Origin of the sequence: Caballeronia pedi, assembly GCF_001544915.2 — a bacterium.
Lineage (GTDB): Bacteria > Pseudomonadota > Gammaproteobacteria > Burkholderiales > Burkholderiaceae > Caballeronia > Caballeronia pedi.
Map to the genome: position 1 here is coordinate 25,502 of NZ_FCOE02000041.1, position 13,720 is coordinate 39,221.

Consider the following 13,720-nt stretch of genomic DNA (forward strand, 5'->3'; position numbering starts at 1 on the left):
GGGCTTTTGAAAGCCGCTCAAGCCGACGGATTACGCTGCCACGCGGCATGAAGCGCCGAGCCGTCGAGATCGAGCGCGGCGAGCGGCACCAGTTCACCTTTCGCGACATCGGCGAGGAGCCGCTTGTTCGCGGCGAGATAGAACGGCGCGGCATCGCCTGCTTTGACGCGGTCGACCAGTAGAGGCGTCGCGCCGTCGATCGTGTGGTGATGGCCGCCCATCGCGAGCGTCTCACCCGCCTTGAAGTCACGCGTGACGCGCGCGACCATCTGCGCGTAGGGCATCTGGTCCGCGCTGCCCGTCGGCTGGCCGAGCAGCACTGCCGAGAAAAGGCTCGTCGGCGTTTCGAGCCCCATCAGGTGATACGGCAGGTAAATACACGCATAGCGCCCGGTCCTGCCGACCACGTGACCTTTTTGCTTTAGCAATTGCCATGTCTCGTCGTCCTTGCAGCGCACGACGACGAACACGCCGCCGCCGAAGCTCACGTCGTCGGGGCGGCGTAAGCAATTGAAGACGTCGACCACCCCCGTGCGCTCGAGGATGCCACCGTCTTCCTTGGGCACGAAGATGTCTGCCAGTTCGCTGATGCGCGCGAGCGGGTAGTTGAGTGCATCGGCGGCAGGCAGGAAGCCGGTCGAATTTGACACCACGTTGAGTTCGCAATAGTCCGGCGTCGCGCTTTGCGGTAGCATCGAGAGCGCCTGGCTGCGCTTGGTGAGCGTCGCGGGAATATCTTCGCCAAGCGTCCAGCACCCGTCGAGCGAGACGGCGTGCCGCTCTTCCAGGTAGTCGACGGTCTGCGCCGCCGTGTCGTAAATGAAGTCGTATTCACTCGACTTACCCGCAGCCACCACCTCGAAGCCGAGCACGCGCGCCCACGTGACGAGGCCGATCAGGTTGCTCGGCTGATCGCCATCGGGCGTCGTGTAGACCACGTTGTTCTCGATCGCGAGCCGGTTCAGGTACGGGCCCGCGACCGAGTCGGTTTCCTTCGTTGCCATTGCGACGTGCACGCCGCGCTTCAGCGCGTTCTCCGCGATCTGCACGCTCACTTCGGGCTGCCCGGTCGCTTCCACGACGATGTCTAATTCCACCGCGTTCAGCAGCGCGTGATCACCGACCAGGGCGATGCGTCCCGCAGCGCGCGCCGCGTTGATGTCGTCGGCGTTGTTGCAGACTTTAGCCGCATCGGCGCCGAAGCCGAGCGAGGCCAGTGTCGCGAGCGTGCCGTCGATGTCAAGGTCGCACAGGGCGGCGATGTCGATGCTCGGCAGCGCGCGGCATTGCACGAGCAGCGAGCGGCCGAAGCCGCCCTTCGGACCGACGAGTGCCATTCGAATCGTGCGGTTGCCGAGCGCCTTGAAGAGATGTTCATAGTTCATGTGTCTGTCCTTTGCGAAGCGAGAGGGAGTTCAACTGCTGGTTTCAGCCGATGAGCGCGTTGAGCAGCAGGATCACCACCAGCGCGACGAGCGACTGGAAGGAAACGAGGAGCGTCCAGGTCTTGAGCGTGTCGCCGACGCTCAGCCGGAAATACTCCTTGAAGAGCCAGAAGCCGGAATCGTTCAGGTGCGAGAGCATCAGGCCGCCTGAACTGACCGCGAGCACGAGCAATTCGAGATTTACCCCGGGCGTAGCGGCCGCGATCGGCGCAACGATGCCGGCGGCCGTAACGGTCGCGACCGTCGCGGAGCCGATGGCGATGCGAATTAATGCCGCCACCGCCCAGCCGAGCACCAGTGGCGAAATCGCCCAGTGCACGGCCCAGTGCGCGATCGAATCGCCGATATGCGTGGCGAGCAGCATCTCCTTCAAACCGCCCCCCGCACCGAGAATCAGGATCACGGCGGCGGCAGGCGCGACGCTCTTGCCGAGCAGCTTTTGAATCTGCGGCGGCGTCAGGCCGCTCTTCAGACCGAGCGACCAGATCGCGAACAGCACGGCGATAAGCAGAGACACGATCGGGTCGCCGACCGTTTCTAACAGCTCTCGCGCGGCGGTGCCGTTCGGCACGTAGTTGCGCCCGAACGTGCGGATCATCATGAGCACCGGCGGCAACAGCACGGTGATCAGCACAAGGCCTAGCGGCGGCACCGGACGCGCTTGCTTCGTTTCGGCCGCGGCTGCGGGCCCGAACAACGCGTCGCCCGGCGTGACCGGCAGGAAGCGCATCACGAACGCGGTAAAGACGGGGCCCGACAGAATCGCCATGGGAACGGCGACGATCAGGCCGTAGAAGATCGTGCGGCCTGCGTCAGCGTGTAAGGCGGCGAGCGCGAGCGTCGGCGACGGATGCGGCGGCAGGAGCCCGTGAGAAACGTAAAGGCCGGCGGCCATCGGAATGCCAACGGCCATCAGCGGACTTTTTGTGCGATTTGCGATCGCGTAGACGAGCGGCACGAGCATCACGAAGCTGACATCGAAGAGATGGGGCAGGCCGATCAGCAGCGAGGCCGCGCAAATCGCAGCGGGAATCCAGCGCTTCGAGCCGAGCCCGATGAAGGTGTTGGCGATGCGGTCAGCGCCGCCTGATTCGAGCAGCAGGCCACCGAGCATGGTGCCGAGACCGACGACCAGCCCGACCGAACTCAGGATGCCGCCGAAGCCTTTCTCGAAGCTCTTGATGACGGCGGTGGGCGCGAGTCCGGCTGCGCTGCCGAGGAAGCCGGCCGTGAGGATCAGCGCGAGAAACGGATGCATTTTGAGCCGCGTGATGAGCAGCACAAGCAGCACGATGGCAATGGCCGGGGCGATCAACGGGTATAGCGATGGCTGCATGGAAACTCGTCAGGGTTGGCTATGGCCGCCTTTTGAAGGCAGTGCTTGTTTGGCATACCAACTTGAAAGAGTGCGAGCGGGTATCGGCTGTTCGGCAAACCGGATCAGAGGGATCGCAGATGCGTCACGAGTCCCTTTAAACACGGGCATCTCCGAGCGAATAGAGCATTCTTACGGATGTCTCCATGCCTAGCTCTTATTCCGATCGCCCGGCAAAAAGGCCCGCTTGTTAGCTCTCATTCGATTTGGTATACCAAAACTTAACGGGATGTCGGATCAGGGTCAAGTACGGGATAACACCCATGACAGCAGCCGCAGTGGGGCCTGTCGACGCCTCGCGACCCTTTGGTAAAGTGGCATACCGATTTACGGTAGCTGGAGAAATCAGAGAGAAGCGGGATGACCAGATGACAGATTCCGAAGACGAACAAGAGATACTCGGGGGCGACGATCCGACCGACGAACTGCTGTCGATGCAGATCGCCCAACGCTTGCGCACGCTGATCGCCACGGACGAATTGAAGCCCGGTGAACGTCTGCGCGAACGCACGCTTGCCGAACGGCTAGATGTGTCCCGGACACCGCTAAGGGAAGCGCTGAAGGAACTGGCGGGCGACGGACTCGTCGTCGTGCTGCCCAAGCGCGGCGCGGTCGTAGCGAAACTGAGTCCGGCGCAGATTGCCGAGAAACTGGATGTTCTCGGCGTGATTGAGGCGTTTGGCGGCGAGACGGCGTGTCGGATAGGCTCAGACGCAGAAATCGCTGAAATACGCGCGCTGCATCACGAGATGCACGCCGCATATGAACGGCGTGACCGGATGAATTACTTCCGCCTCAATCAGGCGATTCACACGAGCATCATCGCCGCAGCGAAGAATGCGACGCTACAGCAAGTTCATGAACGGCTGAACCGCCAGCTTTACCGCTATCGGTTCCAGGGAAGCGTGACGTCGGAGACGTGGCATACCGCGATCGATGAGCACGAGGAGATAGTGAGACTGCTGTCGGCGCGAGACGGCGTGAAACTGGGGACGTTTTTAAGGCGGCATGTTCATAGCACATGGGAGCAATTGCCGCAGGAGGAAGGCGATGAAGTCGAGGAGAAATCGAATACGACGGACGATTAGAGGGATGTCGAAGGCAGGCGACGGGAAATGCGCGGGCGATCCTGGCGGATGCGGGCTCGGCTCGTTCCGCTATCGTTGAATTTTGCATGGCCAATGAACTATCTAGAGCCGAGCCAATTGTCGCGTATGGAATTGAAATTCCGAGTGACAGACACTCCCCGTGCACCAGGAAATAAGTCTTCGAGTATTCGTGAAGCTCCGGGGCTTGGCGGATCGCCGCTTTCCAAAAGACATTAACGAGACAGTTTGAAGCTAGTTCAACGGGACAGGGTGCGGCCGCGCCGTGACAGATAAAGCGGGGGAGCAATTCGGCCGGTCGACAGACAGAAAGCGGCCATTAAGGGCCATTGGCTACAACCCCGGGGCGACGTTCGGACGGCCCTTTCATTAATGGTAACGGTCAATTGGCTCTGTTACTCAATCGGTTGCATCTGCGTGCAGTCCACAGGTTGGCTTTGTAACGCTAGACAACTCGCCTTGCCCGCTTGAGAGACGCCGAACTTGAATAGCACGGCCAACGCACGCGGGTTAAAACCACGACCGGGAGTCGGTCAGGTAGTCGGCAGGGTCGCGATACTTGAATGAAAGGTGAGCCTAAAGCTCGTGTTTTCGATCACCTAGGAAAACCTTGAAATGTGCACGTCATTCGCTTATTAGTTGCTCGTGAGCGGCGGCAATCTGCGGGGCAATCCAGCGCAGGGGGAAGGCGTGGCGCGGCCTTCCTCTGGAGTTGTTTGAGCTTTTCGGACGGGCTGTCTTGTGCCCGCCGTTTGACACGTAACCGGAGGGATGATGTCTCAATCGGAAGATGGAGCAAAAACCGGAGCACGCCGGGCCTTTCTCAAGAACGTGGCAGTTGCAGGCGCCGCGACCGGTTTGTCGGGCGTAGTCGGTGAGACGTTCGCGCAAACTGGAGCAGCACTCTCCGCGACAGGCCCGGCGCCAAAGCCCGCTACACCGACCACGATCGCGCTCAACAGGCAGTACGCCGAGTACCTTTCCTTCGCTGACGCCCAGGACTTCGAGGACGCGAAACGCGGCCTGATTGCCACGCTTCCGGAGCCGGTCGTCATCAAGGGGCAAGGCGGATTCCCGGCATGGGATCTTCAGCAATTCGCGTTCGTGAAAGGCGGTCCAGAGAACAACGCGCCGTCGACCGTCAATCCGAGCCTTTGGCGCAACGCCAAGCTCAACATGAATCATGGCCTTTACACGGTGGTCGACGGAATCTGGCAAGTGCGTGGCTACGACCTCTCTGTAATGAGCATCATTCGGGGCGATCACGGTTATATCGTCGTCGATCCTTTCATTACAACCGAAGTCGCCTCCACGGTTTGGAAGCAACTCGTCATCCCAAATCTCGGCGACATGCCGATTACCCATGTCATCTATACGCACAGCCACGTCGATCATTACGGCGGTGTGCGCGGTCTCGTCAGCGACGATGACCTGAAGTCGGGAAAGGTTCAGATCGTCGCGCCGGTCGGCTTCACGGAGGCTGCCGTCGGCGAAAACATCATCGCGGGCAACGCGATGGGACGGCGCGCGAGCTACATGTACGGGTCGCTCTTACCACGCAGTCCGGTGGGCATCGTCGATGGCGGTCTCGGCAAGACGACCTCGGTCGGCACCATTACGCTTGCCGTGCCTACGATGTTCGCCGAGAAGACTGGGCAGAAATTGACGCTGGACGGCGTCGAAATCGTGGTGCTGATGGCGCCGGAATCAGAGGCGCCGTCGGAGTTCATGTTCTATCTGCCGAAATTCAAGGCCTTCTGCGCGGCGGAAGACGCGACCCATACGCTTCACAATCTCTACACGTTGCGCGGCGCCAAGGTTCGCGACGCCCTGCTGTGGTCCAAGTACCTCCAGGCAACGCTCGACATGTTCGGAGGCGATATGCAGGTCCTCTTCGCCTCGCACTACTGGCCGACCTGGGGCAACGATCGCATCAACTCGTTTCTGCGCGCGCAGCGCGACATGTATCGCTACCTGCACGATCAGGTAATGCGTATGGCCAATATGGGCCAGACGCCGCTCGAGATTGGTCAGGCGATCCGTCTGCCGGATAGCCTGGCGAAACATTGGTATTGCCGAAGCTATTACGGCACGGTCTACCACGACGCCGTCGCGCAGTACAACCTGCGCCTCGGATTCTTCGACGGTGTTCCCGCCAACTTGCACCGGCTGGAGCCGACCGAAAGCGGCAAGCGGTACGTCGAGTTCATGGGTGGAGCGGCGGCCGTTCTACGAAAGGCGCACGACTCCTATAACCAGGGCGACTATCGATGGGTGGCGGAGGTCGTCAACCATGTGGTGTTCGCGGACCCGCAAAACACCGCGGCGAAGCAACTGCTGGCGGACGCTTACGAGCAACTGGGGTATCAGTCGGAGTCGGCGCCCTGGCGCAACTTCTATCTAACGGGTGCGATGGAATTGCGCAACGGGGTGAGGAAGGGACAAGCACCAGCGCCGCAAAGCCCCGACACCATCCAGGCGATGCCGCTCGACATGTTCCTCGACTACGTCGGCATCCGGCTGAACGCTGAGCGCGCGAACGGGAAAACAGCGTCGTTCAATCTCGTGCTGACCGATACGAAGGAGAGCCGCCTTCTGGGCGTCGAGAACAGCGCGTTGCATTACTCGGAAAAGACCTCGAATCCGGTGGATGCAACGGTCACTATGACGCGCGCCGACCTCAACAGCATCATGATGGGCCAAACCAACATGCAGAAACTCGTGATGGCCGGCAGCGCCAAGATCGACGGCAACAGCCAGAAGCTTGGCGAGTTCGTGTCGTGGCTCGACAACTTCGACTTCTGGTTCAACATCGTCACGCCTTGAGGTGAGTCCATGTGCGCAATCTGCAACTTCAAGATCGATTTCGGCGTCGGTCACCCGCTTGCGCTGACGGTCGCGGTGGCAGCGCGGCAGGCGATCGAGGCGGGCCTGATCGAGCCGGTCGATGCGGCCGAAGGTGCGTTCTCCGCCGCTCGTAGGCGAATGTCCTCCGTCGACGCGTTGAACCTGCTGCAAGCACGCATCGAAGGCGCTCATAGCGAAGACGCGCTGCTGGCGCTTCCGGACTTTTACGTGCTGCTCATCGAGAACGACACGTGGGGCTTTTTTCACGCGACCACGAACGGCTTCGATCCGGACATCGTCCCCGAGATTCCTGACGTCACGGCCACGGACGAAGAGAAGCGCAGCAACATCGTCATCATGTCTGAGGGCGGCTTGCGAGCATGGCTGGATGAACGCTTCAATATCGAACAGGCTTTGCGCGAATCGCTGTTCATGATTGACGCGTCTGCCGGCCCGACCGACTCGCTGTCGCGAATGCTCGTTGTTGCGGAGTCGACCGTAACCGGCAACTGCTGACTCGTATCGGGAGTTTGGATTGGATCGGCGGGCCGAGAGGGGCGCATCATGAGTACTCTGACGCAGAAGCTCAAGCATGAATTTATGAAAGTGCTGCCGCCGACAATATTCTTCTTCGTCATTCTGCATATCGTCGCGCTCATTCGTGCGCTCATGGTCAGGGGAACGGGAATTTCGTTTCCGGGTTCGGCGTCGGCACTGATCGCGGCTCTGATACTCGGAAAGTCGGTGCTGATCGCGGATATGTTGCCGTTCATTAATCGGTTTCCAGATAAGCCACTCATCTGGAACGTCGGCTGGAAGACGCTGATGTACACGCTCGTTGCGCTGTTGTTGCACTATCTGGAGCGGCTCTACGAGTACTGGAAAGCGACGCCCGGTTTTGCCGCGGCGAATCACGAATTGATGATGGGAATTAACTGGCCGCGCTTCTGGGCGGTCCAGATATTGCTCCTCACGCTGATCCTGATGTATTGCGACATCGCGGAACTGGCGCGCGTGATTGGCCGCAAGACGCTCAAGTCGATGTTTTTCGGTCCCCTTCCCACGCAGACGAAGTAGTCGAACGGTCGCTTCACTTCAAAACCGGGCATTGAAGTTCCGCAAACTTGGACGGCCGAGAAGGGTCGGCTACGGAAGTCGCGATGCGGCTCTGCGATGCGCGATCAACGGCGAGCGACGAACTGCCGGGATCGGCCATGAACAGCCCTTCGTCGATCGCGGAACTTTGCCGCTCCAGCGGCCGATTCGGTTCAGGTAGCCGACGTTGACGCACGGTTGCCAGACAGGGGAAAGGGGAATGGAGGTCGAGTCGTCACGATGATGTCCTAGCGCCGAAACGGTTCGCACTGACGACGCAGGACGTCTTGGGGCAGCAACGCTCTTTCACGAGCGCGCCATAGTCGACAGCGTCAAAGACATCAGCCGAGCACCCGCTCAGAATTCCGATCTTTGGCGCACGACCACATTCGGATTACGCGATTCAAACTTTCGGTCGACTTTTAACGCCCGCGGGCCGGCACTCGCTAGCCTGTGGCGTGGTACTTCGCTGCCCACGCAACGCCTCAGTGGGAGGTCTCCCACGACAACCAGCTGACCCTACATATCGGGTAAACGTGAGCCACTGTTTCTCACATATTTATTGACACCCCTAGCAAATATGGTAGATTTTGGCGTCACTTGAGGTCTATGGACTCTGCTCTCAGCCAGAGAGCTCCTGAACAAAAACTCGAGACCAGATCTATTAATTAGTATAACTACCTAAGGAGACGCAAAAATGAAGGGAAGATATGCCGCCGCTTTCTCGATTGCTGCCGCGATGGCGGCGCAAGCCCATGCGCAAAGTACCGTCACCCTATACGGCATTGTGGATCTGGGCCTGCAGTACGCAAACAGCGCTCAGACTTCGAGAGTCGCAGGAGTACCGCAAGGTAAATCGCAGTTTGCAATGACAGACGCACACAGTACGGGCATGAGCGGAAGTCGCTGGGGCTTGAGAGGCGCCGAGGACCTTGGAGGCGGCCTGAAGGCAATCTTCGCCCTGGAAAATGGCTTCCTCGCCAACACTGGAGCCCTCGCTCAGGGCGGTGCCGAGTTTGGACGTCAAGCGTGGGTTGGCATTTCCAGCCCTTGGGGAACAGTTACGGCTGGCCGACAATATGATCCGCTGGTGAACTACGTGCAGCAGTTCGCGGCCTCCGGCACGTTTGCGGGCTACATGGGTTCCCATCCGGACGATTTAGACAACCTGACGAACACGAACCGCATCAACAATTCCATCAAGTACGAGTCGGCGACCTATGGCGGATTTAAGGCCAGCGCGCTCTACAGTTTCGGCGGTGTTGCCGGTAGTGTCACTCAAAATCAAATATGGGGACTCGGTGCGGGGTACACGGGAACGAGCTTCGCAGCGGGAGTCGGATACATGAACGCCCGTGACCCGAATGTATCGTTCTACGGGAACACGCCCAACAAGGGGACAGCCACAGCGAACAATATCGGTTCGGCAGGGAGCGCCACTTCGCCGGAATCCAATCCGGTCTACGCAGGCTATGCGTCCGCCAAGACCTTGCAAATCATTGGCGGTGGCGCGTCCTATAACTTCGGTAGCACGACGGTCTCGCTCGTCGGGACGAATGTACGTTTCGAATCGCTGGGATCATCGTCTGGCCCTAACCCGCTGGGTTATACCGGAGACGCGATTTTCACGAGCATCGATCTTAACGCTCGGTATTGGTTGACCCCGTCGCTGCAATTTGGCGCGGGAATCGACTATACGCATCGCAACTCGGTGAAGGGCGATGACGGGGCGAAATATCTCCAATTGGATCTGGGGGTCGACTACAACCTGTCCAAACGAACAGACCTGTACGCGCTGACGGTCCTTCAGCGCGCGATGGGTCGCGACTCCCTGGGCCAACCGGCTGTCGCGTCGATCGCTGGATTCAGCCCGTCATCGACTGACAAGCAGGTCGGCGTCCGCCTGGGCATCCGTCACAAGTTCTGATCGTTACTTGGCTCTGTCGCGCGCTTGCGTCTTGCAGCGCGCGGCGCCGTCCTGGCGGACTCTTTGCTCTGTCGCGCAAGCCACTGCTCGAAGCCCTCTAGCAGCACTCGCAGCCCCTCATCGAAGGCGCGGTCCGCGCTCAATTCAGAAAACGCCTTACCTACCAGCTTTGCCGCCGGATACCTGTCGTCCGAGGCGGCATCGAACTTCCCGCGAATATACGCCGAGTGCTCTGCTGGCGACTGGCGTCCCGCCGCCGAGATGCTCGACGACAACAGATATTGCGCGAGCAGGTGATAGGCAAGCGCCGTCTGATCTGCAGAAAATCCCCCCTGAAGGAAGCAGGACGTAGTGTGATTGAAAAGCGCAAGCCCATAGTCAATTTCGCCGGGACCGACAGACTGGAACAGTCGAAACCGATTATGGGACGCAATATATAGGCTCACTCCGGGCATATCACGCGCGAGGGAATAGGAAATTCGAGCGATTTTTTCTACGTCCGAACGCCAATTTCCGGTGAGCGCCGGAAGCGCTTCGAGCCGCCGACGGTAGTAGCTGTTAAGCACGCCAGAGATGAGGTCGTCTCGACTGCCCAAGTAGTAGTGAATCAACCCAGGCGCGACCCCCATCTCTTTCGCGAGCTGAACCATCGACACTTGATCGAGCGGCATCGTGCGGGCCATTTCACTCGCGCGATCGATGATCACGTTGCGTGACAAGATCGGTTCGGCACCAATGGCCGAAGCGGCTTTCGGCGGCCGGCCGCGTCGCCGCGGGGCAGTCTCAGCAATCACCTCATCTGTTTTTCTGGATGCAGCCGTCATGGTGTGCAAGCGGTCTCGGGAAAGTACTGACAGTCTACCTAGAAAATTTAATTGACACCCATCGCAATTAAATTCTACCATGCTTCCAATGGCTCTCAATATTTGAAGGAGGCAACGTGGCTGAAATCGAGAAGGCGGTGGTGACCGCTGGACTTCGCGGGGCAAATTGGGATCCGGCCCTGATGCGCCGCCCATACAAGGTAGTGCCGTATGCGCTTCAGACGGCCGACGGCCAGAAGACGCTCGGATTTCTCTTCAGCAGGACGGGAACAGAGAAGACCGTCGTATCGATCATGCATCCGCGCGAGATGTCGGTGACGCACTATCTTGTCCCTTCGGTGCTTGATGCTGGCTGCGCATGCTGGGTGCAAGGTCCGCGCTCCATCGGCAATGACCTCCGTCTGGAACACGAGATCGCGCTGCTTGACGTGGCCGCTGGCATGAGCCATTTGCGAGCACTCGACTTTAAGAACATTGTCCTTCTCGGCAACTCGGGCGGCGGGGCGCTATATGCCTTTTACAATCAACAGTCCAATCTGGCCCCAGAAGCTCGCATCCGGCGCACACCGGGTGGCCGTCCGACGGGACTGTCGGAAGCGGAAATGCCGACCGCTGACGGCCTCATCCTGGTGTCGCCTCATCCTGGCCAAGGCGCGATTCTCCTGAACAGCCTGGATCCCAGCGTCGTTGACGAGAATGACCCCATGTCCGTCGACTCGGCGCTCGATCCGTTCAGCGCGGAAAACGGGTACGACCTTGAAGCTCGTAGAGGTCACTACTCGCAGGAGTTTGTACAGCGCTACAAAGCGGCCCAAATCGTTCGGGCAGAGAAACTTGACGCGCACTCGCGCGAACTGATCGCCCGCAAACAGGAAGCGCGCAAACGGGTAAAAGATGGGATCGCGAGCGCGAGCGAGCGTCGTGTGGCCGGGTACGCTCCCATCTTCCAAGTCTGGCGAACCGATGCCGATCTTCGTGCTTGGGACACATCGATCGACCCCTCGGACCGCAAGGTCGGCTCGTTGTGGGGTAATGATCCCTTCACTTCGAATTGGGGAAGCGTCGCGTTCGGTCGCGTCGTCACGCCGGAGTCGTGGCTGTCGACATGGTCGGGGCTTTCAAGCAACGCGTCGTTCGCGAAATGTGCGTCGTCGATCGAAGCGCCCACGTTACTCCTCGAATATACCGGCGATCAGTGTGCATATCCGGAAGATTTCGAGCGCATCTACAGCGATATCGCCGCCAAAGACAAGTCTCGAGTCAAGGTGCGCGGCAACCATCATGGCATGGCCCTCAAGCGTGATGACCCATCAGGTCGAGAAGTGGCGGGTCAACATATCGGTACCTGGCTGGACAGGACTTTTGCGTCCTGACGCCGCATCTCACAGATGAAGATGGAGACACAGTTGAACGAGATCAAATTCAGGCCTAAGGAGCTCCTGCAAGGAGTTCGCTATCCCGATGCCGATCGGTTGGCCCGCTACATGGAGGAAGGCATTCTCGGGAGCCAGTCGCTGCGCGCAGCGCTGCGGGAATCGTTTCGAGACAATGCTCACCGCAATGCGCTTGTCGGTCCCGAGGGGGAGTTCACCTATGAGCAGTTTGACGACCTCACGGATAGGTTCGGCGCGGCATTGCTGCGTCAAGGAGCTCGTCCGCTTGACCCCGTCATTCTCCAGTGCGGCAACTGCAACGAGCTGCTGATTGCCTTTGTCGGTTGCCTGAAGGCAGCGCTGATTCCCCTTTGTGCACTGCAGGCATTTCGCAAGCACGAGATTTCGTATCTGGGCAACCTGTGTGAAGCCGCGGTGCACATCGTTCAAGGGGACGACGCCAAGTTCGACGACGTGGCATTTGCGGAAGAGATGCAGGAAAACGTCCCTTCGCTGCGCATTATCGTGCAGGCACGAGGAGAGAAACGCGGCAAGGCAGAGACGTTGTGGTCGCTGGCCGACAGCGTGGATCGCGCTGAAGCACGTCGCATGCTGGACGCGATCCCCGATGATCCCTTTCAGGTTGCCGTTTTCCAGTTGTCGGGGGGGACGACCGGAGTACCCAAGATCATTCCGCGCTTCCAAAACGACTATCTGCTGAACATGCGCGAAGTCGCGAAGTGGAATGACTACAACAAGGACGATGTCCTGTTCATGCCTACCCCCTTCATGCACAACATGAACATGGCCTGCTTCTTCGGACCGATGATGCTAGTCGGTGCGAGCGTAACGGTGTGCCCGGACATTCGGCAGGAAACGCTCTGCGGTGTAGTCGAACGATACAAACCGACTTGGTTTGGTCTAGCTGGCCCGATCCTATCGCGTATCACGGAAACGATGCGTCTTGCAACTGACGAGGAGAAGCAACGCCGCAAGCTTATCGGGCCGAAAAACGCTCCTCGCTTGAGGGATATGCTGGGCTCACCTTGCTACCACATCTTCGGAATGACAGAAGGGGTGATCATGTTCGCGCACCCTTCGGACCCGCAGGCGGTGCTCGACGAGTCTGTTGGACGCCCTGTTTCAGCCTATGACGAAGTGCGGATTGTAGAACCTGGAACTGATACTGAAGTGCCAGACGGAGAAATCGGTGAGGCGCTGTTTCGCGGCCCTTACACCATCCGCGGTTACTTCAAGTCCGAGAAAGAAGACGTGCACCGCTTTACTGCCGATGGGTTCTACCGCTCAGGCGACCTGATGATGGCGAAGGTCATTGACGGGAAGCGCTATTTCTATTTCCGCGGTCGCACAAAGGACGTCGTGGATCGCGGTGGCGAAAAGATCAACGCTGAGGAATTGGAGAACTTGATCAACACGTGCCCGCGCGTCCACGCATCGGCGATTGTGGGCATGCCCGATCCCGTCTACGGCGAGAAAGTGTGTGCATTTATTGTTCCTAAGCCGGGACAAGCGCCGCTCACGTTACGCGAATTAACGGAGTTTCTGCAAGCCGAAGGGCTTGCGAAGTTCAAATGGCCAGAGCGCGTGGAAATCATCTCTGAGTTCCCCGTTACCGCGTCGGGCAAGCTGAGCAAAGTCCTGCTGCGCAAGCAGGTGATGGAGCGCCTTGATCAAGAGCGCACTCAACGAACTGTCACACAGGGATAA

The 13,720-nt window shown here is 59.4% G+C and carries 10 protein-coding genes; 7 read left to right on the plus strand and 3 right to left on the minus strand.

The window, feature by feature from the left end:
* Positions 1 to 17: 17 nt before the first annotated feature.
* Complete coding sequence (locus AWB80_RS35300; protein WP_061179284.1) at positions 18 to 1,385, minus strand: NAD(P)H-dependent oxidoreductase; 1,368 nt, start codon at positions 1,383 to 1,385, stop codon at positions 18 to 20.
* A gap of 43 nt (positions 1,386 to 1,428) precedes the next feature.
* Positions 1,429 to 2,781, minus strand: a complete 1,353-nt coding sequence (locus tag AWB80_RS35305) for a GntT/GntP/DsdX family permease (protein ID WP_061179285.1) — start codon at positions 2,779 to 2,781, stop codon at positions 1,429 to 1,431.
* A 302-nt stretch (positions 2,782 to 3,083) separates the two neighbouring features.
* On the opposite strand from AWB80_RS35305, the gene AWB80_RS35310 reads away from it, so the two are divergent.
* From AWB80_RS35310 to AWB80_RS35330, 5 genes are all read left to right on the plus strand, one after another.
* Entirely contained in the window at positions 3,084 to 3,908 is an 825-nt protein-coding gene (locus AWB80_RS35310) for a GntR family transcriptional regulator (RefSeq protein ID WP_087131841.1), read from the plus strand.
* A gap of 792 nt (positions 3,909 to 4,700) precedes the next feature.
* The gene (locus tag AWB80_RS35315; RefSeq protein WP_087131843.1) at positions 4,701 to 6,752 is read left to right on the plus strand and encodes an alkyl/aryl-sulfatase; all 2,052 of its coding nucleotides are present in this window, start codon (positions 4,701 to 4,703) and stop codon (positions 6,750 to 6,752) included.
* A gap of 9 nt (positions 6,753 to 6,761) precedes the next feature.
* Positions 6,762 to 7,289, plus strand: a complete 528-nt coding sequence (locus tag AWB80_RS35320) for a hypothetical protein (protein ID WP_061179287.1) — start codon at positions 6,762 to 6,764, stop codon at positions 7,287 to 7,289.
* Between the two features lie 48 nt (positions 7,290 to 7,337).
* The gene (locus tag AWB80_RS35325) at positions 7,338 to 7,850 is read left to right on the plus strand and encodes a hypothetical protein (protein WP_061179288.1); all 513 of its coding nucleotides are present in this window, start codon (positions 7,338 to 7,340) and stop codon (positions 7,848 to 7,850) included.
* Positions 7,851 to 8,565: 715 nt separating this feature from the next.
* Entirely contained in the window at positions 8,566 to 9,795 is a 1,230-nt protein-coding gene (locus tag AWB80_RS35330) for a porin (RefSeq protein WP_061179289.1), read from the plus strand.
* Here AWB80_RS35330 and AWB80_RS35335 read toward each other — a convergent pair.
* Positions 9,783 to 10,619, minus strand: a complete 837-nt coding sequence (locus AWB80_RS35335; protein WP_061179290.1) for a TetR/AcrR family transcriptional regulator — start codon at positions 10,617 to 10,619, stop codon at positions 9,783 to 9,785. The genes AWB80_RS35330 and AWB80_RS35335 overlap by 13 nt on opposite strands.
* Before the next feature lie 116 nt (positions 10,620 to 10,735).
* Here AWB80_RS35335 and AWB80_RS35340 point away from each other — a divergent pair, with 116 nt between their 5' ends.
* Both AWB80_RS35340 and AWB80_RS35345 read left to right on the plus strand, forming a co-directional pair.
* A complete protein-coding gene (locus AWB80_RS35340) occupies positions 10,736 to 11,992 on the plus strand; it encodes an alpha/beta hydrolase (RefSeq protein WP_208635732.1) in 1,257 nt (418 codons plus the stop codon).
* A 33-nt stretch (positions 11,993 to 12,025) separates the two neighbouring features.
* Positions 12,026 to 13,720, plus strand: a complete 1,695-nt coding sequence (locus AWB80_RS35345; RefSeq protein WP_244206899.1) for an AMP-binding protein — start codon at positions 12,026 to 12,028, stop codon at positions 13,718 to 13,720.

Coding starts and splice junctions, on each gene's coding strand:
- AWB80_RS35300 (WP_061179284.1), bottom strand. CDS start 1,385: ATGAACTATGAACATCTCTTCAAGGCGCTCGGCAACCGCACGATTCGA.
- AWB80_RS35305 (WP_061179285.1), bottom strand. CDS start 2,781: ATGCAGCCATCGCTATACCCGTTGATCGCCCCGGCCATTGCCATCGTG.
- AWB80_RS35310 (WP_087131841.1), top strand. CDS start 3,084: ATGACAGCAGCCGCAGTGGGGCCTGTCGACGCCTCGCGACCCTTTGGT.
- AWB80_RS35315 (WP_087131843.1), top strand. CDS start 4,701: ATGTCTCAATCGGAAGATGGAGCAAAAACCGGAGCACGCCGGGCCTTT.
- AWB80_RS35320 (WP_061179287.1), top strand. CDS start 6,762: ATGTGCGCAATCTGCAACTTCAAGATCGATTTCGGCGTCGGTCACCCG.
- AWB80_RS35325 (WP_061179288.1), top strand. CDS start 7,338: ATGAGTACTCTGACGCAGAAGCTCAAGCATGAATTTATGAAAGTGCTG.
- AWB80_RS35330 (WP_061179289.1), top strand. CDS start 8,566: ATGAAGGGAAGATATGCCGCCGCTTTCTCGATTGCTGCCGCGATGGCG.
- AWB80_RS35335 (WP_061179290.1), bottom strand. CDS start 10,619: ATGACGGCTGCATCCAGAAAAACAGATGAGGTGATTGCTGAGACTGCC.